This is a genomic window from Paenibacillus sp. J22P169 (assembly GCF_059691995.1).
Genome location: NZ_JCAUAO010000006.1, coordinates 113,677 through 137,677 on the forward strand (window position 1 = coordinate 113,677; position 24,001 = coordinate 137,677).

General features: G+C 47.9%; 19 protein-coding genes. 6 read left to right on the forward strand and 13 right to left on the reverse strand.

All coding sequences use genetic code 11. The features are described from left to right. Positions 1-122: 122 nt before the first annotated feature. Positions 123-1,625 (reverse strand): MDR family MFS transporter, encoded by a 1,503-nt coding sequence (locus AC58QG_RS24740; RefSeq protein ID WP_497364774.1) that lies wholly within the window; start codon positions 1,623-1,625, stop codon positions 123-125. A 212-nt stretch (positions 1,626-1,837) separates the two neighbouring features. Between AC58QG_RS24740 and AC58QG_RS24745 the strand changes: the two genes are divergently transcribed. Beyond that, positions 1,838-2,449, forward strand: a complete 612-nt coding sequence (locus AC58QG_RS24745) for a TetR/AcrR family transcriptional regulator (RefSeq protein WP_497364775.1) — start codon at positions 1,838-1,840, stop codon at positions 2,447-2,449. A gap of 95 nt (positions 2,450-2,544) precedes the next feature. Here AC58QG_RS24745 and AC58QG_RS24750 read toward each other — a convergent pair whose 3' ends face one another. Together AC58QG_RS24750 and rluF are read right to left on the reverse strand one after the other, a co-directional pair. Continuing rightward, a complete protein-coding gene (locus AC58QG_RS24750) occupies positions 2,545-4,914 on the reverse strand; it encodes a YcdB/YcdC domain-containing protein (RefSeq protein ID WP_497364776.1) in 2,370 nt (789 codons plus the stop codon). Positions 4,915-5,168: 254 nt separating this feature from the next. Next, positions 5,169-5,882, reverse strand: coding sequence for a 23S rRNA pseudouridine(2604) synthase RluF (gene rluF, locus AC58QG_RS24755; RefSeq protein WP_497287212.1), 714 nt, complete (start codon positions 5,880-5,882; stop codon positions 5,169-5,171). Between the two features lie 220 nt (positions 5,883-6,102). On the opposite strand from rluF, the gene AC58QG_RS24760 reads away from it, so the two are divergent. Further along, complete coding sequence (locus tag AC58QG_RS24760; RefSeq protein ID WP_497364777.1) at positions 6,103-6,417, forward strand: hypothetical protein; 315 nt, start codon at positions 6,103-6,105, stop codon at positions 6,415-6,417. A gap of 119 nt (positions 6,418-6,536) precedes the next feature. Beyond that, positions 6,537-7,157 carry an NAD(P)-dependent oxidoreductase gene (locus AC58QG_RS24765; RefSeq protein ID WP_497364978.1) on the forward strand — a complete coding sequence of 207 codons (621 nt, stop codon included), beginning with the start codon at positions 6,537-6,539 and terminating at the stop codon, positions 7,155-7,157. A gap of 1,165 nt (positions 7,158-8,322) precedes the next feature. Here the strand turns inward: AC58QG_RS24765 and AC58QG_RS24770 are convergent. The 3 genes from AC58QG_RS24770 to AC58QG_RS24780 form a co-directional block, all read right to left on the reverse strand. After that, entirely contained in the window at positions 8,323-8,631 is a 309-nt protein-coding gene (locus AC58QG_RS24770) for a hypothetical protein (protein WP_497364778.1), read from the reverse strand. A gap of 128 nt (positions 8,632-8,759) precedes the next feature. Continuing rightward, on the reverse strand, positions 8,760-10,853 hold the full coding sequence (locus AC58QG_RS24775) for an ABC transporter ATP-binding protein (RefSeq protein WP_497364979.1): 2,094 nt from the start codon (positions 10,851-10,853) through the stop codon (positions 8,760-8,762). A gap of 67 nt (positions 10,854-10,920) precedes the next feature. Then, positions 10,921-12,666 carry an ABC transporter ATP-binding protein gene (locus tag AC58QG_RS24780; protein ID WP_497364779.1) on the reverse strand — a complete coding sequence of 582 codons (1,746 nt, stop codon included), beginning with the start codon at positions 12,664-12,666 and terminating at the stop codon, positions 10,921-10,923. Between the two features lie 543 nt (positions 12,667-13,209). Between AC58QG_RS24780 and AC58QG_RS24785 the strand changes: the two genes are divergently transcribed. Then, on the forward strand, positions 13,210-13,383 hold the full coding sequence (locus AC58QG_RS24785; protein ID WP_497364780.1) for a hypothetical protein: 174 nt from the start codon (positions 13,210-13,212) through the stop codon (positions 13,381-13,383). Positions 13,384-13,461: 78 nt separating this feature from the next. Here AC58QG_RS24785 and AC58QG_RS24790 read toward each other — a convergent pair whose 3' ends face one another. The 6 genes from AC58QG_RS24790 to AC58QG_RS24815 all read right to left on the reverse strand — a co-directional run bounded on the left by AC58QG_RS24790 (position 13,462) and on the right by AC58QG_RS24815 (position 18,969). Further along, the gene (locus tag AC58QG_RS24790; protein ID WP_497364781.1) at positions 13,462-15,666 is read right to left on the reverse strand and encodes a sensor histidine kinase; all 2,205 of its coding nucleotides are present in this window, start codon (positions 15,664-15,666) and stop codon (positions 13,462-13,464) included. Then, the gene (locus AC58QG_RS24795; RefSeq protein ID WP_497364782.1) at positions 15,641-16,345 is read right to left on the reverse strand and encodes a response regulator transcription factor; all 705 of its coding nucleotides are present in this window, start codon (positions 16,343-16,345) and stop codon (positions 15,641-15,643) included. The genes AC58QG_RS24790 and AC58QG_RS24795 overlap by 26 nt, the downstream gene beginning before the upstream one ends. Before the next feature lie 280 nt (positions 16,346-16,625). After that, on the reverse strand, positions 16,626-16,880 hold the full coding sequence (locus AC58QG_RS24800) for a hypothetical protein (RefSeq protein ID WP_497364783.1): 255 nt from the start codon (positions 16,878-16,880) through the stop codon (positions 16,626-16,628). Between the two features lie 145 nt (positions 16,881-17,025). Further along, a complete protein-coding gene (locus tag AC58QG_RS24805; RefSeq protein WP_497364784.1) occupies positions 17,026-17,595 on the reverse strand; it encodes a DUF2231 domain-containing protein in 570 nt (189 codons plus the stop codon). Between the two features lie 114 nt (positions 17,596-17,709). After that, the gene (locus tag AC58QG_RS24810; protein ID WP_497364785.1) at positions 17,710-18,549 is read right to left on the reverse strand and encodes a M56 family metallopeptidase; all 840 of its coding nucleotides are present in this window, start codon (positions 18,547-18,549) and stop codon (positions 17,710-17,712) included. Positions 18,550-18,552: 3 nt separating this feature from the next. Further along, positions 18,553-18,969, reverse strand: coding sequence for a BlaI/MecI/CopY family transcriptional regulator (locus tag AC58QG_RS24815; protein WP_497364786.1), 417 nt, complete (start codon positions 18,967-18,969; stop codon positions 18,553-18,555). A gap of 164 nt (positions 18,970-19,133) precedes the next feature. Between AC58QG_RS24815 and AC58QG_RS24820 the strand changes: the two genes are divergently transcribed. After that, a complete protein-coding gene (locus AC58QG_RS24820) occupies positions 19,134-19,931 on the forward strand; it encodes a pirin family protein (protein WP_497364787.1) in 798 nt (265 codons plus the stop codon). Positions 19,932-20,502: 571 nt separating this feature from the next. Then, positions 20,503-21,381 carry a (2Fe-2S)-binding protein gene (locus AC58QG_RS24825; RefSeq protein ID WP_497364788.1) on the forward strand — a complete coding sequence of 293 codons (879 nt, stop codon included), beginning with the start codon at positions 20,503-20,505 and terminating at the stop codon, positions 21,379-21,381. 71 nt (positions 21,382-21,452) lie between these two features. On the opposite strand, the gene AC58QG_RS24830 is transcribed toward AC58QG_RS24825, so the two are convergent. Beyond that, complete coding sequence (locus tag AC58QG_RS24830) at positions 21,453-23,978, reverse strand: trypsin-like peptidase domain-containing protein (RefSeq protein ID WP_497364789.1); 2,526 nt, start codon at positions 23,976-23,978, stop codon at positions 21,453-21,455. Positions 23,979-24,001 lie beyond the last annotated feature (23 nt).

A 24,001-nucleotide genomic window follows, 5' to 3' on the forward strand; every position in this document is an offset into this window, starting at 1 on the left:
TGTAACATATGTGGTGCGTTCTGTACGCAAATATCGTTGGCAGCAAGCTTAACAAGCAAAAGCCGCCCCTCGAAGTCAATTGACCTTGAGGAGCGGCTCCTTTATACGTCCAAGCTTATCGATTAATGACCAACCATCATCGGAATTTCAGCCGTATTATCGGACTGGCCTTCCACTTTCTTAGGCTTCTGCAGCATTAAACCAAGCAGACCGCCAACAATCGCAATACCGAGTAGAATAAGGAATGTATGACCGAATGCGGACGCGTATAAGCCTACATCTGGCTTTTGTGCGCCTGACTCAACCATCAAATCCTTAAATTTCGTACTGAAAATTGTCATCAAGATCGCAATAGCGAAGGACATCATAACTTGCTGTGCCGCGTTCGTCAATGACGTTACACGACCAACCAAATTCTGTGGCGCTGATTGAATCAAGTGGTTATTCAACGGCATCATGAATAGTCCCATACCCGCTCCTAGAAGCGTAAGCGGCAGCATAACCGTACCAATTCCTGAATCACCAGAAATATTGGAAAGTAATAATGCCGAAATCGTTGTAAGAACCATACCCGCAATAACGAGCGGACGAGCACCGAAACGGTCGGACAGCTTACCGCCGATTGGCATGAACAACCCGGAAGCCAAAGCTTGCGGAAGCATGATTAATCCCGTTTTCAATGGGCTGTATCCATGTGCTTGCTGTAAGAATAGAGGGACAAGGAACATCGTTCCGAACATCGCGATTTGTGAAATCCATTGCACGATAATCCCCTTAGTGAAGTTACCAGAACGGAAGACACGAAGCTCCAAGAGTGGATTCTTCTGTTTCAATTCAACAATAATGAATAGGATAAGTGCTACTACACCAACACCAGAGCCGATCAGCGTATCTGCATCAGTCCATGTAGATTTCCCCGTTATTGGATCAATACCCCCGTTGGAAACACCATAAACAAGTGCCGCGAAAGCTAGAGGTCCTAACAGCATACCCAGCAAATCTAAGGAAGCAACGCTCTGACGCTGCATATTTGGCAATGTACGAATACCTAAGATAATACCGATAACACCGATAGGCAGATTAATAAGGAAAATCCACTGCCAGCTGTGATACTCAACTAACCAACCTGCAACGACAGGACCAAGAGCTGGACCCAGTAGGATTGGAATACCCATCATCCCCATTACAGCCCCTACTTTACCTGGTGGAGACAAACGATAAATGAATGCCATGGCAATCGGCACAACGACACCGCCGCCTAAACCTTGAATAACGCGGAAAGCAATCAACATTTCAACCGAGTTCGCTAGTGCACAAAGGCCTGAGCCAATTGTGAAGAGACCTACGGAAATTAGGAAAATTTTCTTGGCTCCGAAACGATCCGATAACCAGCCTGCCAACGGAATAACCGCGGCTTGTGCCAATGCATAACCAATGACCGTCCATTGTACAAGTGATAAATTCAACAAATTGAATTCTTCTTGCAGCTTAGGAAGCGCAACGTTTACTGCAGTTCCGTCCAAAATAACCATGAAAATACCTACTACAATCGCTACCAGCGGCCCCAAGATGCTGCGCATTGAAAACGGGGCTTCTGTTTCTTTCGATGTTGCTTGTGAAGACATGTAATCCCTCCATCCGATTAATTACTCTCTCTTGTCTATCGTTGACCGCATATAGTATACCCTGTACAATACAATAGTGGCAGACATACACGAACATCAATACCTTCTGTTGCAAACGGACAGCTGTCCGTTTACATTCATGATGCTAACAGAAATTTCGTTTCTTTGTCAATACGAACATAATAAATTCACATCTAACGAGGTGGTTACAGATGTCCATTCGTCATGAACGCAAGGACGCCATGGAAAATCGCCAATTAATACTCCAAACCGCCAAACAACTCTTTCATGATTATGGCGTTCAATCGGTCAGCATGCATCAAATTGCCAAAACAGCGGGCATTGGACAGGCAACTCTCTATCGCAGATATGCGCATAAAGGTGACCTTTGCTTCGATGTCCTTCAACATTATGGGAAGCAATTTATAAATGAAATTATGATGTACCTCGACAAACATAACCATGCCGCACCTATTGATCGACTAACGGGTATTTTGGAGCTATGGATTGATGAAATTGAAGAAAAAGCCGAACTAATCGTTGCCATGTCCACCAAGATTGATTTGAACTGCGAGGATGGCCGCGGCAACTTCTTCCTATCCCCTATCTACCACTTCATCCGCGATAAATTGTCGGAGCTTATTCTCGAATGCCTTGGCCCCAAACTAGATCAGCAAGCGGATCCAGATTTTGCAGCCCATACGATCATTTGTTCCATCTCGCCGATTGGCTATTTTCATATTAAAAACGAGAAAGCCTATACGAAAGAGCACATGAAGGCGCATTATCGTCAGTTGTGCTGCTTACTTTTCAAAAGAGATTAGCTCGCTTGCCACAAATGCCTAAACGGCTGAATAAAGACCTCTCAATGTTGAATTGAGAGGTCTTTTGTCGTTTCACTTATGGGACTCACGATAAATTAATAGTAATACCGCGGCTTCTCCTGCAGTTCCGATCTCTTTTGCAAGAAACGGTAGAACGCACTCGCTGCCTGTGCCTTCGTCACTTCTTCCTGTGGCGCAAAGTAACCATCGTTGAGTGACATAATATTCAGTCCAACAACAATCGCGGCATCGCCCAAGTTCGCCAGCTTCCCAGCATCTGCGAATTGGCTATTAAATACACCGTCAAACTTCGTTAGACTGTGATACCCCAGCGCTTTCACGATCAATTGCGCCATCGCTTCACGATCCATCGTAGCTTCCGGATTGAACTCTTTCCCCACATCAAGCAGTCCGCGATCAACCGCATTTTCAACATAGGCAAAATATTTGGAACCATTGCTCACATCAGCGAAGGAAGCAGCCCGATCAGCTCCATAATAGATGCCGCCGTTGCCACCGTTCATAGCGATGACAAGCATTTTGACCAACTCACCGCGCTTAATTGTTTGATCAGGATTCACTTTGCCGTCTTTCACATCCAGTGCTTGATAATCAAGCATCAGTTGAAGTTCATTTTGTGCCCAGTGCTTATCAATATCACTCACGATGACCTTATCCAAAGAGATGACCTCGCCAGATTGCGCACTGCGCCATTGACCGGACTGGGCATCTAGAAGGAAGCTATCGCGATTCGGATTTTTGGAAATAAGGGAATATACGAGCTTCGCTTTCGTTTCCCCTTTGGCATTCGCCGCCGCTGACATAGGAAGCTCTCCTGCAGCCATCATCACGCGGTATTTCTCAATTGGCATAGGGCCGTAGTATCCGTTGTTCTCCAATACGAAGCCAAGCTTCACATCGAACTGCGCCAGCCACAGATCCTTTGCCTTATCGACCGAAATAACCTCAGGCTTTTGAGCAGGATACGCTACATCGCTAAGGGATACATAATAGTTGGAGATGCCACCTGTTACACGGTCGATGCTTACCCGCACCTCTTCATTGCCTACAGCAACACCGTCAATCACACGTTTGTAACTAACTTCCCAAGTACGCATCTGCTTCAGCATGTCCTCGGAGAAGTCTTTCTGAACGTTCAGTACAAGCTGATCCGTTGAAGCAGGTAGCTGCGCTTTGACGAAGTCCGTGCTTTTCGCAATCGCATCATCCAATGAGATTTTGCCCTCGATCGGCTTGTCATTTTCATTGCTATAAGGTACGTAGAAGTTGAAATTAGTAATTGCTCCGGTTTTACTGTTCACTGTTGCCCAAATGTTATTTCCTGCAATCATTTTCCCACTTGCTGCAGTATCCGTCGTCGACTTCGTCCAGCTCATATTCCAGCTCGAGGATGTCTCGCCTGTTTCAGGGTTTTTCGATTCATTATAATTCGCTTCTTGCAGCTTATAGTCAGAGGACAGGCTAAACGTCGATACGATCTTCTTAACCGCTTCTTCCTTCGTCAAATTCAAGGTAACTGACGGATTCGAACCCAACGGTTTATCTGTTAAAGGCTTATTGCCTCCGCTTACATTAGGAAGTGCGTTCCAGACCTCTCCCGTCGCAGCATCCAAAGCAAAACCGTTCATTAAGTATGCAATAATCGGAATTCGCTTCCCTTGGGTGTTATAAGGGATTTGATACTGCAAGGAAAGCTCCGTCTTCTCACGGAATTGCTGGACAGCCTTCTCCTTCGAAATCGGTGTGCTCGTCTGGTCGAAAATCACATTATCGTCCCAATTGTACCAATAGCTCGTAACCTGACCGTCACCATTGACGTTGACATTCAGCCCATTGCCTGAGAAGGGAATTCCCCCTACGGATCGATCATAGCGGATATTATACTGATAATTGCCGTCAAGCGGGGTACGGAACGCATTCTCTACCGAGTCATTGTACAGAAGCTCTTTCTGTTTCGTTGGATTTACTTTGGCAACGAATGCAGCAGCCAGCTCCTTCGCAGCTTGAAAATCCACCTTAGGCGGATACGATGGCTTGTTTTCAGGATCATTGTCATTCATCGAGTAGGAAGTTAACGTTCCGTCCAGACCGTTGATGGAGATATTCGCGGAGCCGTAGAAACGATCTTTCACCTTTTTCGCATAGCTGATGTTCCAGGTCGGGATATTTTGGCCGTTCATCCCGTAATACGCATTTAAACTAATCGACTGGAATGTATAGTCAGTGGGCAATGTTATGTAAGCTTTCGCGTGTTCTAGCGCTTGTTCTTTGGTAATTTTGGCATCGAGTGACGACGTATCGACTTGCCCTGGGAAGGCAGGGGATGATATGGGGGTCGCCGCACCTGAACCAGTTGCAAATTCCGCCCATACCCCAGTCGGGGCAACTGTAAGCAACAATGTCGAAGCGAGTACCATCGTGCTTGCTTGTTTTAATAATTTCAAAGTCATCTTCCTCCTTAGTGTTCTCCATACAACATGTGGATCCACATGTCGGGCAGCTGCTTGGACGTGTCCAACTGCTATATATAACTTGACGGTTAATTCTGGAAAAAGGTTGCGAAAGCGCTCCATAAATTTCAAATAAATAATGACTTGCTTCAAACCCGATCATGCATCCAAGGAAATAAAAAACACATGCTCGAACATTCGTTAAACGAATTGTCCTGCATGTGTTATTGGATACGACTTTTATGTAATTACCGCTCAGATTTAGCATTCTCTTGACTGAGAGTCTGCATTAAATCCTTCAGCTCGCCTTGCGTTAAATCCCGCCATTTGCCTACCTTCAAAGTACCCAAATGAATATGCATAATGCGAACACGCTGGAGACGCACCACACGATATCCGAACGCTTCGCACATTCTGCGGATTTGGCGATTCAGACCTTGCGTTAGAATGATGCGAAATACCCGTTCATTCACTTGAATAATTTCACAAGGCTTCGTCATTGTCCCCAGAATACGGACGCCGCTTGCCATTCCCCGTAGAAACATCTGCGTAATCGGGCGATTCACCGTTACAATATATTCTTTGTCATGGTTGTTCTCTGCACGGAGAATCTGATTCACAATATCCCCATTATTCGTCAGCAGGATGAGCCCCTCCGAGTCCTTATCCAATCTGCCGATAGGAAAAATACGCTCCGAATGCCCCACGAAATCCACGATATTCCCTCGAATATGCGCTTCCGTTGTGCTGGTTATCCCTACAGGCTTGTTAAGAGCAATGTAGACATGCTCTTTCTTCTCTCCGATCGCTCGACCATCCACCTTTACTTCATCGCCCGGACCTACTACACTACCCAATCCAGCAATTTCACCATTGATCGTCACACGCCGTGCTTCGACCCACTTGTCCGCCTCACGTCTGGAACACACGCCGGTTTCACTAATAAACTTATTAATTCTCATGCCCGCGAAATTCCCTTCTATCCCGTCTTCATTTGAATTCAATACCTTCTATTATGCTGGATTCGAGGCGGCGGTTCAAGTTGCCCTTGCAAACAGTCCAAGGAACGCCAGAGCATCTTCGATATCTCTCTATCAAAAAATGATATGAATGGACTGGTAGATTCATCCACGCAGACTCTCTTAATCTAGCATCTATTAGAATAGAAGGAGGGGATGACCAATGAGCGCAAAAAAAGCAAGAATCGTTAAAGCTGTTTCCACACCTCAGCAAGCGAATCGTAAAACCGATTTAGGCAACGGGTTCCAACGTTTCTTTTTCAATCGTACCATTTCACCGAACACTTATTTTACCTTCACGTTCCGAGGTGGGGCTTACAAACCGGTAAGTGGCGGATTTTTTATCTCCAATCAAAACTCCTTGCCCGCTTATGCAACTAGCTTCTACAACCAAACCGACACCGTTTATGTTATTACCGTCTACAACCCAACTCTATTTACACGTGCGATCTCCTTTACATTCGTAGCTAAGCTGTAATCGTATACGTCCAGAATATAAATCAACCCCCTCGCACCTAAACGGTGGACGGGGTTTTCTACTTCTTACGTGTTGTTTGTTATACTAGTGAACAGATTACATACCGAAGGAGTACGATGATGCACTTTCTACTATTAGGAGCAACGGGCCGCGTAGGGCGGCGTATACTAGAACAAGCTTTGCAAGATGGTCATGAGGTAACCGCAGTCGTACGAAATATTGAAAAAGTAGACCTGCGATCCGATCGACTCACCTTGCTGCAAGGTGATGCTTGTTCCGCAGCGGATCTGGAACGCGCCATGAGCGGCGTAGACGTCGTCGTGAGCTGTCTTGGCACCGATGGTGGCACGGTGCTAACCGATGCGACGCCCCTGCTTATCGGGGCGATGAAAGCTGCCGGCGCGAGCCGCGTGGTCACCGTCGGCACAGCCGGCATCCTGCAGAGCCGGGAGCATCCGGGGCTGCTGCGCTTTGAAGCGCCGGACACGCGGCGCTCCTCGACCCGCGCAGCTGAGGAGCACCGCCAGGCGTGGGCGCTGCTCGCTGCGTCAGGCCTGCGCTGGACCGTCGTGTGTCCAACGTATTTGCCCGACGGCGAGGCGCAGGGTCAGTTCCGCGCGGAGCGCGATTTCTTGCCGGATGGCGGCACGTCCATCTCCGTCGGCGACACCGCGGCGTTCACCTACCGCGTCGCGGTGGAAGACATGTATGTGGGCAGCCGCGTGGGGTTGGCATATTAGATGCCAGACCGCCTTACCCGGCCGCAGCCGGCAACCTCGGCCCCCTCGCGGCAATTAACTGGATTTTATGCAGCTAATCCAGGCGAATATCTTCACATTCATTGAATAACTGGATTTCCTACAGCTAATTTCAAGGGTTTTCTTCCAAATCGGCAGTTTGGGCAAATTTAGCTGTAGGAAATCCATCTAATGTTCATTTAGAGCCAAATTAGATGAAATTAGCTGTAGGTTTTACAGCTATTTCAGGATTGCACGCCGTGCCGACAGAGAGTGGGGCTTATGATTGCCCCCGCTCAAGGTCCATGTTACATTGAGCTCACCTGCAACGACGCACCTTTCACCCCTTACTTCGAACCTACCTGTTACGTCACACTATTCTACTTTTCAACAAGCTAATCTACAGCGGCATACCATCAACTTTTACATTAAGCTCACCTGCAACGTCGCACCTTTCACCCCTTACTTCGAACCTACCCGCTACGTCACACTATTCTACTTTTCAACAAGCTAATCTACAGCGGCATACCAACGATTTTTACATTGAGCTCACCTGCAGCGTCGCACCTTTCACCCCTTACATCGACCCAACCTGTTACGTCACACTATTCTACTTTTCAACAAGCTAATCTGCAGCGGCATACCATCAACTTTTACATTGAGCTCACCTGCAACGTCGCACCTTCGGCCTTTACAACAAACTTGCCAGTAGCGTCGCGCCATTCAACTACACAAACTCCACTCTCGAAACCGAAGCTCCTTGACCCTCTGCCACGCAACTAACTGGATTTTATACAGCTAATCCAGGCGAATACATTCACATTCATCGAATAACTGGATTTCCTACAGCTAATTCCAAAGCTTTTCATCCAAAGCGGCCGTTTGGGCAAATTTAGCTGGAGGAAATCCATCTAATGCAACATTACAGCCTAATTGGATGAAATTAGCTGTAGGTTTTACAGCTATTCCAGGATTCAGGATTGCACGCCGTGCGGACAGAGAAGCGGTCGAAACGAGGCCGTGTAGCTTCTAACAGCCTATAGCTACTTCACGAATTCCACCAGGACACTGCAGCAGCCATTCCTTCAAAGTAAGCGATCAGTGGTCAGGTCATATCACAAAAAAACGGATGAGCGCCAGTTCGGCGCCATCCGTTTTTTACTGCTTCTTAGTGATTACGTCTCTTGGACAGCTCTCTCATATTAAGGCCTGACACAACAATTCCACCAAAGCGGAATAGGTAACCGAGCAAAGGAATGAGACTTAGGAATGCCAATGCAATGTTGATGATGGTTTTCAGCGTAGTCCCATTGCCCGTGAGAATCGCAAATACCAGATTGACGAAAACCAACGGGATGACCCACGCGCATGACCATGCATACACAAATGGGATTAAACCAAGTACATACCCCACTGCAATTGCTATCTCGGATAGCAGCTGCAACAGGTTAAGCAGACGAATTGTATCTGAACGCATAAACTCTCCTCCACTTCACACAAGTATCAATTTGCTCTCATTGTAGCATATTGGAAAGTCGGAGTCGTTAGCCTTTTGTCGAGTTTCGTCCACGACTCGAGACCGAGTCCTTACACCCAAGCGACCGTCTACAGCTTGCTCGGCACGCTGGCCTCCTCTGCAGCCGCAGCAATTTCCGGATGTCCAGCCTGCAGCTGGTACATCTGGTAGTACCGCCCTAGGAGCCCCATGAGCTCCTCATGCGTGCCACGCTCGACGATCTCGCCGTGGTCGAGGACAAGAATAAGGTCGGCGCTGCGAATCGTCGACAGCCTGTGGGCAATGATGAAGGTGGTCCGCCCCTTCTTTAACACATCGAGCGCGGCCTGAATGATGGCCTCGGTCTCCGTGTCGATGGAGGCCGTCGCCTCATCGAGGATCAAGATCGCCGGGTCGAACGCCAGCGCCCGGGCAAAGGAGATCAGCTGCCGCTGCCCAGCAGACAGCGTGCTGCCCTTCTCGATGACAGGCTCATCGAGGCCATGCGGCAGCGCACCAAGCATTTCCGCTGCGCCAACCTCGCGCAGCGCTGCCTCCACCCGTTCCCGGGTGATGGACGGATCGTCCAGGGAGACATTGGACGCAATCGTCCCCGTGAACAGGAACGGATCCTGCAGCACGATACCCATGTGCTGACGAAGCTGCTGCTTCGATAGCTCGCGGATATCACGGCCATCCACCGTGATGCGGCCTTCGCTGACCTCATAGAAGCGGAACAGTAGGTTCAGGATCGAGCTTTTGCCTGACCCGGTATGCCCTACCAGTGCAACGGTTTGCCCTTGTTTAGCCTCGAAGGAGATGTCTTTCAGCACATCCTCCCCTTCTTTGTAGGCGAAGCGAACGTGCTCGAAGCTCACGTGGCCTTTGTAGCGGTCATTTTTTTCAGCGACAACGTCAATTCCTTCTTCATCCAACAGCTCGAACACGCGGTCAGCTGACACGAGTGCTCGCTCCAAGTTCGGCAGCTGATTCACGATACCTACCATCGGATGGAACATCCGGTTGAGGTAATCGACGAAAGCGTAGAGCACACCAACGGTAATCAACGTATTCAGCGAACTGCCGCCCACGTACCAGATCAAGCCGAAAAAGAACAAGTTCCGCACCACGTTCATCAGATTATGAGAGGTTAAGGAGTTCAGGCTGAGCAGCTTATTTTGGTACCGTGTATATTCCTCGTTCAGAATTTCAAATTCTTCGGTCGTTTCCTTTTGCCGGCGAAAAGCTCGAATGATCGTCATCCCTTGAATTGCCTCATTGATCATACCGTTGATCGCGCTAATGCGCTCCCGAATTTCGTGATTGATCGTGGAAGCGTACTTGCGATAGACGATAATCCAAGCCACCAGCAGCGGAATAATCGGCAATGTGAAGAGAGCCAAACGGTAGTCTAGTATGAAAATAGCGGCGATAATCCCAACGATGTAGATCGTACCCGTAAAAAAGTTCGCCAACACCTGCACATACAGATCCCGAACGGATTCGGTGTCATTCGTGATGCGTGAAACAATTTTGCCCGCAGGCTGATTATCAAAATAATTGATAGGGAGTCGCTGGATTTGAGCGAACACGTCCCTGCGCATGCGCTGAATGATGCGATTCGCCGCAGATTGAAGCAAGAACTTCTGCCCATACGTAAAACCGGCTCCCACGAAAATTAAGATCACATAGAACCCCGCCAGCGTCATTAAATCCGCCCATTGCGGTTTATAAAAGTCGTACAACTCCTGTACGCTCAGCCGCTTCACCACGTATTCGGCTTGCTTCCCATCTTGTGTGACGAGCAGCTTGCCATCATCCGTGAGCTTGCGTACACCATCCCAAGGGAGTGCCTGATCTAACCAGACGAACTTGCCCCCCACTTGTAAAATACGAACCTCTTTCCCCTTCGGCTCGCCTTCCACGAAGTTATCACTCCGCTTGTAGAAAGTCTGTTCGAACGCTACGGACTTCTCACTCTTCGTCGCCGACTGCGTCTCGTACCACGGCTTCTCGATGCCAAGAATGTGCGTATCGATCATATGCTTCGCAATGAACGGTCCCGCCAGCTCGGTCGCGACAGCCAAGGATAAAAATACCAAGGCAATGAGCAAGGTTTGCTTAAATTTTGATGCGTATTGGAACAACCGCTTCCCGGTTTGTTTGGTCGATTTCGTTTGTTTCGCTTGTTTCGTTTCTTTCATCAGGAGTCTCACCTACTTTTCTTTTGTTTCTATTTATCTAAGGTTTTGAATCGCCAAGTCGTCTATATTATTCAACTGTCTGTTCTTCCAGCTGCTGCCGGTCATACTGCTCTTTATACCAGCCGCCAAGCGCAAGAAGCTGTTCATGCGTGCCTTCTTCGATGATGTAGCCCTCATCCAGCACAACAATCCAATCGGCATGCTGCACGGCGGAAAGTCGGTGCGTGGTGATCAGGGTCGTTTTGCCAGCCCGCTCGGAGCGAATGCCTCGAATGATCTCGGCTTCCGTCTTTGCATCGACCGCAGAGAGAGCATCGTCGAGTAGGAGAATCTCCGGATCGACGTATAACGCCCGCGCAATGGACACGCGCTGCTTCTGACCTCCGGATAAGGCGACGCCTTTTTCCCCGACGAGTGTCTGCAGACCTTCCGGCAGGAACTCAACGTCCTTGCGGAAGGCGGCCAAATCAAGCGCACGCATCAGCTCTTCTTCGGTGCCCTGCCCCTTGCCGAACATGATGTTTTCGCGGACGCTTTTGGAGAACAGAATCGGCTCCTGTGGCACATATCCGATCCAACCATGCAGCGTATCGATTGCGATTTGTTCGATTGGCGTATCCGTGATCGTGATCGCGCCTTGACCGACAGGATACTCGCGAAGCAGCTGCTTCAGCAGGGTTGTTTTACCGCTGCCTGTTCGGCCGACGATCCCGAGCGTCTGTCCGCGTTCTAAGCGAAACGTCATGTTAACCAAATTATCAATGGATGAGGACGGATAACGGAAGGTTACTTTTTCAAAATGGATAGAATCCGGCTTCAGCTGTGTCGCAGCATTCGGCACTTCTTTGACATCTGGCTTGTAGCCAAGGGTTTCGTTAACACGATCTAAGGAGGCATTCCCGCGCTGCATAATGTTCATGAGCTCACCAATCGCAAACATTGGCCAGATCAACATACCCAGGAAGGTATTGAAGGACACTAGCTCTCCGAGCGTTAGCTCACTGTGGAACACGAGATAGCCTCCGTAACAAAGTCCGATCAGGTACGAAATGCCGACTAGAATTTTGACCGTTGGTTCAAAAAGAGCGTCAATGACTGCTACGGCGATATTTTTACGATAAACGTCGTCCGTCATCGTCGCGAAATTGTGTTCACTCGCCTTCTCCTGCACAAAAGCCCGGATAACCCGAACACCTGCAATGGTTTCCAGCACACGGTCATTCATTTGCCCAAAAGCATCCTGTGCGAGAATAAATCTCTCGTGGATGCGCCCTCCATAAATCGTAATGGCTACGGCCATAATTGGCAGAGGCAAAATGGAAGCAAGCGTCAGCTTCCAGCTAATGAAGAAGCCCATCATACTAAGGATTGTTAACATGAACAGCGTGGAATCCACGAAAGTCAAAATCCCAAAGCCCGCTGTCGTCGACACCGCTTGCAGGTCGTTCGTGGCTCTCGCCATAAGGTCTCCCGTGCGGTTACGTTCGTAGAACGTAGGTGTCATCTTCAGCAGCTGTCGCATGAATCGCGAGCGAAGTACGCGCTCCAATACGAAGGCGCCTCCGAACAACTGGTAAAGCCATACGTATGACAGACCGTAGCCAGCAATGATCAACACGCCCCAAAAAGCGAGTAATTGAACCATTTTGGACCCGGTTAATGTACCCATGTGTATCCCATCAATCGCATAACCAATCAGCTTCGGCGGCATGACATCGATAATTCCCACGATGATCAGCAACCCGATGGCGAGGCTGTAGCGTTTCCAGTTCATTTTGAAAAACCAAGCTAATTTCTTTAATACCGAAAACATGTGTGATTTCACTCCTCTCAAATGGCGCATAGACACCTAAAGACGCAAAAAGACATACCGCGCGCAGCGATATGCCTTCTATGAAACAGAAAAGCGCTCGTTACGAACTTTTCGTAACCCGCGCTTCACAACTTAACGTATAGGAAGGGGTGCTAACAGCCGAACATGCGTATGCAGTCGCTCGGGCTAACCAGCGGGTTACCATCTATGAAATTAGGTTGGACGTATGTCCGCTTATGATGTGCGTTAACTGCAATAACCATAATATCCATTGTGAAACCCCCCTTTGCGTTTATGATTTGGGCACGTTAGGCGCCTGTTAACTTTTCCAAAAGATGTCTATTCGATCCTTACAGGGTGATCTTACCATCCCTCTTCTGAACGTGTCAATCGGAGAAAAAAATTAAAACGCAACTATCCCAGCCCGACATTTCCGATGTCCATACTCGTGATGAGAAGGCTTTCAAATGTCACACATGTTTCAAATTCATCGCGCATATTGATAGATTAGGAGTTCATCGCGCCTCAAAGGAGTGAATGCACATGATCGATCAAGTGTTTGCATTGATGGGATGGATTGTTGGATTCGGAACGATCATAGGCGGTGTCATTGCGGCTACAGCTAGGTTTGTCTCGAAGGACTCAACAGCATATGACATGGTTTTTTTGTGGGACAACCGGTACACGTTGGAGGAGTTAGAGTTGGAGTTAAAATAAAAGAGAGAGGGTGTCCCAAAGCCATGTGGCGTGGGACCCTCTCTCTTTCGTTAATACATTTGTTCCTACTATATTCGACTACGCTTCCAGTTCAGTCAGCAAGTCCCGCTTTTCAAATTCGGCAATAACCTTGAATTGGTCACCATCAATCTCAATCGTGAGTGTGCCGCCTTGCAGCTCAACGATGCTCTTGGCAATCGCGAGACCGAGGCCGGAGCCTTCGGTAAAGCGGGACTGGTCGCCACGCTTGAAGCGTTCGAACAGCTCATCTACGCCATAATTCAGCTCGTGAAGCGAGATGTTCTGAATGATGAGGATGACACGCTCTTTATTTTCCGTCAACGTGACGTAAACACGTGTTCCCGGCAAGGCATATTTCAAAGCGTTGCCTATGAGGTTCTCAAAGACGCGCCATGTTTTTTTGCCATCTAGCAGCGCATACATGTGCGGGCTTTGCACGTTTACGCGGAAAGTCAGTGTGGACGCCTCGATTTTGTCGCTGAACTCCGCCAAGGCCTGAGTCAGCAGGGCGGATACGTCGACTTTTTCCCAATAAAGCTCGGTAGCTCCGCTTGCCATCTTCGACGCCTCGAAGAGATCTTCGATAAGTATCTTCAGCCGCTGCGTTTTCCGATCGAGCACCTCGAGATAGTGGGTGGATTGGTCAGTGGACAAGCCTTCCTTTTTGAGCAAATCGACATAATTGATAATTGAGGTTAACGGCGTTTTCAAATCATGTGAAACATTCGTAATCAGCTCTGTTTTGAGACGATCGCTGACGCGTTGTTTCTCCAGCGAAAGCTGCAGGCCGTACTTCAGATTGTTAATGTTCATCGCCATGCGGGAGAGCTGCCCTTTTCCTTTGGCAGGGAGGGTTACATCAAAGTTGCCTTGCGACATTTGTTCCACGCCTTTGATAATGGCACGAAGCTGCTTGATCTTCCGCATCATGTAAGGCAGTACCACGAGTAGGAACATGATGTACCAAGCGAACGTAAAGACGACAACAATCTCTTCTTCATCATTACCAGCTACAGCTACACACACGGGCAGGAAGCCCATGATTCCGATAATCGCCATAAAGACCAACAGCTTGAAGCGCAAACCTCTTTGCTCCATGGCATCTTTTATGGTTTGCCAGAACGATGCGGTTAAGCTAGCGCTCCACTCCTGAGCGAGTTCTTCCGGATGTCTAAGCAGTGCCACTGCACCTCGAAGGCCACTGCACACAATGACAAGTAGAGCAGAAGCGATGAAGACGATCCATATTTGATATAGGCTTATATACGTCGGAGACCAGTAATAGAGCTCACATTCCATCAGGATACCAAACAGCGCAGCTGTCGCGATGAAGGTCGTCCAAGCCCGAACATCCAGTGGGAAGCGTTTCCTAATCGCAGATTGGATATCGCTTAGCGATATGTCATCTGTCCGATATTTGCGTGCAAGGTAAGTTAGCGCGATTGTAAAGATCACAAGTGTTACGAGCAAGTAAACGGTTGCTGTCGCTTGCTTTTTCATAGACTGGTAGGAGAGATAATCCGCTTGAATAATGCCCGAGCCTTGCGATGGGTTTAAGATGTAGTATGTAGCATTGACCTGATCATAGTTCATTGCGTACAACATTCTATTCTGTTCATCTATCTTAGGTAATGTTAGTGTATACATGAACGCTTGCTGATCCCGCAATTTTTGCAGCGCTTCAGGCGCAATATTGCTATAGGTTTCGCCGGTTTTCAAGTTTTTCACGACGTAGTAAAGCGATTTTAGACGATTATCTAGATTCGTCTTGGCTGCCAAGAATTGCTTTTGTTTAGCCGTGATTGCGGTCTTAAGATTTTGTTGAAAAGTCGCTTCTTTCTCCTTATCCAACTCCGCAATTTTCGCATCTCTTTCGGCTTCCAGCCTATCTACCTCTGCATTGTCTTGACGGTTGCGAGCCGTATCGATGCGCGGGCTGTACTTCTGCTCCAGATTGTTGATGCGATCTTGTACGGTTCGCTCCGCTTCATTCTTCACATTATAATATTCATTATTGCCAAGCTGCTCTTCTGGCGTTTTCTCACTAAAATGCGGAGCCTCCAGATGATACAGCTGAATGTTCTGATAGACAGAATTCATTTCCCTGGCGAATGCCCCGCTTTTGAAATAAGCGTCCTCACCGAAGTACACGCTGTTCTTGTAGACATTCGTTGCTGCGAATAACGTCAATGTCCACATGATGAAAACACCGGCCAGCAGCACAAGTGAGAGTGATCTACTTCTCCATTTTATAACCAACACCCCACACCACCTTCAAATATTTAGGATCTTTCGGATTGATTTCGATTTTCTCGCGAATTCTGCGTACATGCACAGCGACGGTATTCTCGGCGTTAAAAGCGGGATCCTTCCACACCTTTTCATAAATGTCATCAATGGAAAAGACGCGTCCCTTATTCACCATCAACAGCTCCAAAATTTTGAATTCTGTTGGCGTCATACGCACTTCCTCGCCATCGACTGTGACTTCCTTGGTGACTTGATTGAGCACAAGGCCGCGGACACTTAATTCCTCATTTGCCGTCTTTTCCATCTTGCCAAAGTGTCCTAGTGTTGTGTAGCGCCTTAACTGCGACTTCACTCTGGCGATCAGCTCCAGCGGATTGAAAGGTTTCGTTAAATAATCGTCAGCGCCAACATTAAGGCCCATAATTTTGTCCATGTCCTCCGTTTTGGCGGAAAGCATCAGAATCGGGACATTGCAGCTCTCTCTAATCTTGAATGTCGCTTGTATCCCATCCATCTTCGGCATCATTATATCGAGGATGATCAAATGGATTTCCTTTTCCTCCAGCACTCGCAGCGCTTCTAGACCGTTGTTCGCCTTGCTGACTTCCATCCCTTCGCCTTTCAAATAAATTTCAATCGCTTCCTGAATATCGATATCATCATCGACGACAAGCACCTGATATTTCGTCACGTCCACGCACCCTTTTTTTAATCTCACATCAACCACCGTACTAGCCTAATGATAATAGACACTATTTACAAAATTGTTATTAAAATTCTTAAGAAATTATGAAGACAAGGCTGGCATGCTATTCATCTCTTTAGTGTAGCACGGAAGTGCCTGTTTCATCATGAGGTCTGTTGTACAAGCAGAAAGCGATCGGACACGCAAAAAAAGCCGTTTCCAGCGTAGTTGTGATCTACGGGATACGGCTTTTCATAATTGGGATGTCTTCCTTTTCAAAATGCGTTTATTCCAAACTCGCCAGCCTTGCCTTATCCTCATCCAAGGAGTCCATGGCTTGCTGCACAGCGGGACTATCCGATTGGAGACTAGCCTGCGTTACGGCGTTTTCCGCCTTGGCAATAGCATTTTGAGCTTCTTCCGTTGTTTGAGCTGTAGGGTGAGAAAGGGCGTGATTTACGGCTTGGTGAACGTTATCGACGGAATTTTGTGCGGATGAGATCGGATTTTGCGATTGTAAGCTTGAATCAACCTTTGTCATATTGTGGTCGTTACCTCCTCAACAGTATGTACTACAACCGCTATCATGAGATATTTCGGCCTATTTTATACGTAATAACTCCATATGACAAAAAAGAGCTAACCCGAGGACTTGATCCCCAAAGTTAACTCTCTGCAAATTTTAGCTATTTAGCTGGCGCGGCGGATGATTGGGCTCCTTGCCCGCCTGCACCAGGGCCGCCTTGACCCTGTCCCTGTCCACCTTGACCACCCTGAGGGCCTCCGTTTCCACCGGGACCACCTTGCATGCCAGGCCCACCACCGCCAGGTCCGCCCTGCATCATCCCAGGACCGCCTTGCATATCACGATGTACCATTTTGCCGCCAAGATGTCCTGTATAGCTAACGAGTAGCACCGCAACAAGGGAAGCAACGAGAAAGATCGGGTTGCGGCCTAGCTCAAGCTTTTTCCAAACGAGTAAGCCTACGCGCACTACTGCTAGTACAATGGCAAGTATCATCGTTAGCTTAGCGTAAAATTCATGGGAGCCAACGAGCGTATTGCGCGATTCTGGCCCTGTCAAAACACTGGCAATAGCGCCAAGTGCTCCAACAACCAAACATAGCATCCCGGCCGAATGCCAATCCTTCTTTTTAAGAAGAAGAGCCGCGACATCAAAAACAAAGCTGAAAATTAATAGCGCAATCGGAACGTGTGTAAATATAAAATGTAGATTTTTCGTTATGTAGTCCATGCTATTCTCTCCTTCATTTCGCGGAAAATAGTTACACTACAAATTGTAGTGTTGAATAGAGAGATTGTCAATTCTTTTCAGACAAGCCCCAAATGGCATACAAAAAGGGCTTATTTAGATAAGCCCCAGGACTAGTATAAAAATGAGAGCAGACATCGCGAGTCGAATAAGCGGCCAACGCAAGGTCACTTTCTTCTGTGGATCCAAAATATGCTGAATGCGCACATTCATCGACGTCTCTGCAAAAGAAGCATGTGAGAGTGGAAACCGCGGCTTCGTTGTTTGCCTGAGCAGCTTAAGCAGCGCACTGCCTAAGTCCGTGGCCTGCTCCATCCGTTCAATCGCATACTTGTCTGCACGGAGCTCGATCATCATCGGATATTTATGTGCAATCCACCCAAAAATAGGGATATACCGCATCGACTTCGAGATCAGCGCTAGCAGGAAGATAGCCGCAGGGTCCCTATGCTGTAGATGGCATTTCTCATGCTCAATAACCGCTCGAAGCTCGTTCGGCTCCAGCATGTCCATCAGTCCCGTCGAGACGAGAATACGCGGCCTCCATAACCCGATAGTCAGAGCCAGTGGGGCCTTGTAGCTGACGATCTGCAGTTGCTGTGGTGCAAGTTCGAATTTCGCCGCATTTTCTGCGGAAAGATCAGCGTCGTGAAATTTCTTCACGAGCTTATTCGCCTTGACAACATCATAGCCATGCTTGACGACGAGCCAAACCATCGTTCCCATCGTGTAGAGGATGAGCCCATTCACCAAGGTCATTGGTACGGGACCAGGCACGTGCAGATAGTGAAAAAGAATCATACACAAATCAAATAAATTATGAGAGGGTCGTAAATGAAACAAATGCCCTAGCAGGAAGGCAACCATCTGCCATACAATCGTGCCTCCGATTACCAGCGCAGCCGCGTACAGCCATTTGAACCGCGATTCCGTCATCGTTCATCGATCCTTTTTCAGAAGTAGAATGTGCTGCTCCAACTGGTCAAGTAGCTCGGGATCCACCTTATCGAGCGCATCAACCATATGGGTAACCGCTAATGAGCCAAATTGTTCAATGAGGTCGTATGTCAATTCCTTGGATTGCGTTTCCATGAACTCTTCGATCGTCACAACCGGCTTATAGTGAAACGACCGTGCGACAGAATGCTTCTGTAAAATCTTTTTGTCAACCAGACGGTTCATCACCGTCATGACGGTATTGAAATTGATCGCTTTGTCTTCATCCAGCTTCTGTTGAACGTCTTTGATCGTCATTTCCGAAGGGCTGGTCCAGAGAATCTCCATGATTTTGGACTCTAGCGGTCCGAAAAAGCGGTTAAGTCCGCTTTCCTTTAATTTAAAGTTTTGCATTTTCACGTTAGGCCACACTCCTTACACTATAGATTGTAGTGTGGCGATAGGCTGGAAGTCAAGAAGCAACGCGTTGCGTGAGGAAAACCTTTTGACATCTGGGGCAAAAGGCGATATACTACTTACATAAAGTAAGTTATTAAATATTATATAGTTAAGGAGTGATTCTGATGAGTATTCATATATATCCGGCTAATGAACAAGGCGTTGGTGCATTTGATGACGGCAAATTCGTCGAACAACGGGCGATCAGCTTCCCTGGCGAAAAGACAGCCGTAGATCGTGTAGGCCCTTTATTCTACTGGGCTTGGGGCAAAGCATCCGATGTGTCGGAAATCGGCATGCACCCGCACAAAGCGTTCGAGATCCTCACTTATGTGATCGATGGGCTTGTTGAGCACCGTGACTCCCTCGGTTCCTTGGAAACTGTGACGAACGGCGGCGCTCAAGTGATTCAAGCTGGATCCGGAGTCTACCACTCTGAAGCCTTCCGCAGAGCGGGAAGTGAGGCGATGCAGATTTGGTTCGAGCCTCATTTGAGCGAGACTGTTAAGAAGCCAGCTACTTATCATCAATATGAGCATGAACAATTTCCAGTTAACGAGCAAGCTGGCGCTACGCTGAAAACCGTAATTGGCGGGGACGCACCTGTTCAGCTTGATACTGATGTACGGATGTATGACTGGACACTTGAGCCTGGTGCAGCGTTCAGCTACGATTTGGAGCTAGGACGCAGGCTGGCGTTCCTTGTGATTCGCGGAGAAGGCGCGGGCGTAGTTGCCGCGGTGGGACTAGACGGGCAAGAGCAAGGACAAGAGCGGAAAACCTTGTCTCACAAGGATTTTGCTGTGGCGCAAGCAACAGGTGAAGGCGAAGCGCTTCACCTGCGGGCGGGCAGTGAGCAAGCGTTGCGCATCATAGCAATTGATGTGCCTGAGAATCCAGGGTACGCCCTGTATCGGAAGTAAGTAGTTTTACACTCACCTCCCCGTCCGTAAAGATTGGGAGGTGTTGTGTTATTTGGAGCTTCACTTCTCCGCAGTCATCCGCCCTTCATTCCTTCAACTTTAACGCCATCCCCAGAAATTAGTTTATGCCTCCAACACACAAACAACCTCAACAATTACTTCATTCCTCGAACTCACACACGACCTCAACAACTACTTCATTCCTCAACTCCCACACTCCCGCCAGCAATTACTTAATTCCTCCAACACACACACAACCTCAACAATTACTTCATTCCTCTAACTCCGACACGACCGCCAACTAGCTAGCCCTCCCCATCGAATAACTGGATTTCCTCCAGCTATTTTGAGCAATCCCGCCACTTTTTCAGTAATAAATGGAAAATATGCAGTTAATATCACTCTTATCTGTCCGAAAGTCTAACATCCGAGAAATTAGCTGCACTTTTTCCATCTATCCACAGCTTTCTGTGAAATCGAGCCAAATTACATGGACTTTTTCCATCTATTTGTAGGATCTGCCTCCCTTTTATGGAAAAAACCAAATTGACACTCTCGTCTCGCATCTTGTATGATCAAAGAAATTATATTGATAACGATAATCATTATTACAAATTGGAGCGTGCTCACGATGCCCATCGAAACCAACGTCGATTTCTCTCTAGTTGAAATGTACTTTCATATTTCACCAAAAGGAATGGAAGAACCCCTATTCCACATCCCTGGACGGCAGCTTTTAGATGGACCGACGATGCTCGACATCCTGCAGCAAGGGCAAACGTTGCTCCGCGGCAAAGGGTTGGACATTTCTGCGTCGTACTTGGGACTGACTCTGTTCAACCTGGTAGCTACAATCCAACTCTTCCTTGCCCAGTATAATCAATGGTTAGATTTTGAGTTAGACAATATTGCACTTGAAGTCGAGAATCATGGCGACCATGCGCATGTCGGATATAAGATTCTAAATCTCCAATGGAAGGAAGTCCCCACTGAAGATCGTGATCTTTTCATTGAATTGGAAATGCGTAAGCTATTCGCAAACCTCATAACGCCAGTGATTACGGTCATTGCAGAACAAGCAAAAGTGAATCAAGCCATGATTTGGAACCAATTTGCGGCGCGAATGACGTTCGTTCGTGACTATGTGATGGAAAATGACCCTCGACCTCAAGTTCGCGATCAGTTCGCCGCTGATTATGAAGTGTTGACGAAGCAGTTGACGGCGGACGTTTTTGGCCGTAAGGTCCATCCCTTCGTCCATGAGCCAAAGTACATAGATAGCCCTTACCAAGAAGGCAAAAAACTTCTTTTACGCTCCTCATGTTGTATGTACTACCGCCGCGAAGAAGGGACAAAGTGCTTCACTTGTCCGATCCTCAAGGAGTCGCAGCGCGAAGAAATGTTCATCGAGATCAAAAGTAAGCAGGAGAGCGCAGCTGCTACTGGATAAATAAAAAGACAAAAGCCCCCGAGAGCAATCTCGGGGGCTTTTGTCTTTTTGGGCTATTGGAACTGCATCATCTATTTCCCACCCGCACCGTTCAAGAAAGTGAACGAATCAAAGGCCTTGTTCAACCGTGCGACATTCGCATTCGTGCTGACCGCATCATCAATTCGCAGCGTCACCGTGTAAGTGACTTGTTTGCGATTAAACACGTACACCGTTTCAGCATACGGGATGTGCGCTTTCGAATAGCTCACCTTATACTTTTTCGCCTTCACATCACCAAAAAGCGTGACATCCTCTGACGTATAGGTATAGTCACTATCATTGGTGTGACTTTTCTTGTGCTCGTCTTCGACATCCTTCAAAACCTCGGCGTAGGCTGTTTTGCTGTCAGTCACTACACGCAAATAGCCACCAGTGAATGAGAAGGACTTCGTCGCCTGATCATTGCCGTCATACGAACGGTTCGTTGTCCAATTCTCAGGGATACGCAAGGTATAGTTGAATTTCTCGTTCTTGTACAGCACCGTACGGTCGGGATCGGCAAGTTCATCTAGATCTTGAATGAAGCCGAGCTCGCCATCCATCGTCTCTTTATCCACGGAGATAGACGCCACCACGTTATCCCAAATCTTCTCCAGCTCATCATTTTGCTCGTCTTGCGGATAAGTCATCTGCACTTCATATTTGTACTTGTCTTTGATGAAAAAGAGCGATCTCCCCGCAACCCACTCATCCCCTAAGGAGCTCGCAAAGCCTACCTGCCACGCTGGTACACCGTCTACGGTCACTTCCACTGGCTTGTCTACACGGCGATAATCCGCTGTATATTGCGCTTCAAATGCACCAATCTCCCGATCCACCCAATCCTGCAGGGTATCACCAGAAGAAGCTGAAGTCACATGAACCTCGAGCGTTTGCGAATAATCATCATTATAAAAAGAGGTGCCTCCATGATGATCCTGCTCCCAGGCTGCAGGCAAATCGATGGATAACCCATACTCACTGGTGTAGGTCACATCATCGGAATTGAACACGGAAATATCCTTCAGAGAGTTATCCGCCGTATTAAAAGCAAGCTTAAAGCTGTCCAACAAGTCATTGTAGCTATTTTGTTTAGAACGATTCGTGTATTGTTCCTTGGTTACGAAGAGCTGAACCGTATACAAACGACCGCCGTGCAAGTAACCGCGCGTCTGAATGTAACCATCCTCTCCGGAGCGACTCACGATTTTGGCATAAGGATTCTCTGCCCGTTTCACATACTGACGCTCCAAGACCGTCGCACTGTCGGCATAGCCCGAATAATCGCTGCCATCATCACCGGCGATTGTGTTCAAAAGCGCAGATTGCGACATTTCATCGCTTTGATCGCTAGCTACGCGAATGGAAAGAGCGAATTCGCCCTTCGCATCAACGAAGCTTACAGCATCGCCGTCATCGGATTGCTGTCTTTTGACAAGACCCGCCGGGTACTTCATGGACCAGCCGAAGTGGCTGTCGCCAATCTTCGTTTTGCCGCTATCCGCGTCTAAAGAGCTCCCCTCAGCATCCTCAGTTAGCGTCGCTTCCGTGTTGTGCAGCTCGCCTAGCTTTACTGACTTGGTCAACGTCTTGCTTCCCGACTGAAGCTGAATGTCCACCGATTGTCCTGGCAAATACTTTTTAATCGCTTCGTTGTAATCCACGAGTGTTTTGACGGAAGTAGAACCTATAGAAACCAAGACTTCGTCTTGTTCAATCCCCGCTTCTGCTGCCGGTGAATCCGCGTCCACGTAAGCCACCCTTAGGCCCGCCAAGCTAGGTAAGCCAACAACAGCCTCCCAGCTTTCTTCCAATTCGAGCCCGGTGTAGGCGCGTTTCACTTTGCCATACAGCTCAAAATGCTTAAGCACATACTTCACCGTATCTACTGGAATCGCGAAACCGAGGTTTTCAACGCCAATATCGGCGTATTTCATCGTATTAATCCCAATGACTTCGCCCTTCATATTAATCAAAGCGCCCCCGCTGTTACCTGGGTTAATCGCTGCATCTGTTTGAATTAACTGGTACTGTGAACTCACAGAGCGGTCTAATCCACTGACAATACCGACTGTAACGGAGTTACGTAATGCGAATGAAATCGGCGTTCCAATGGCCGCTACCGTTTCACCAACCTTAATGTCCGAGGAGGATGCGAAGGTGGCAGGCTTTAAACCGACAGCGTCGATTTTGACCAAAGCTAGATCACTTTCCTCATCAATATTCGAGGCATGCCCGCGATAGGTTGTTCCTTCGGAGGTCACGACGACGATATTTTTCATATCTTTAACCACATGGGCATTCGTTACAATCACACCGTTCGAGGCCACAATGACACCCGTTCCATGTGCAAGATTAAATCGATTCTTCTCTAATGACTTGTCCACCTCTGAGGATGGTTTTCCTATTATGGCAACTACGGAAGGCGAAGCTCTCTCGATAACCTGCGGAATGTCTGCATTGATTTCAGCTGCATACACATGCGAAGACATAGGCCCTGCATACGTCGTCAACAACACGAAGGCTGCGACCAGCGTTATGCCCCCTTTTTTCATCCTAACTGTCCAATTCCCCATTATGTCGTTCCTCTCTTAACAAA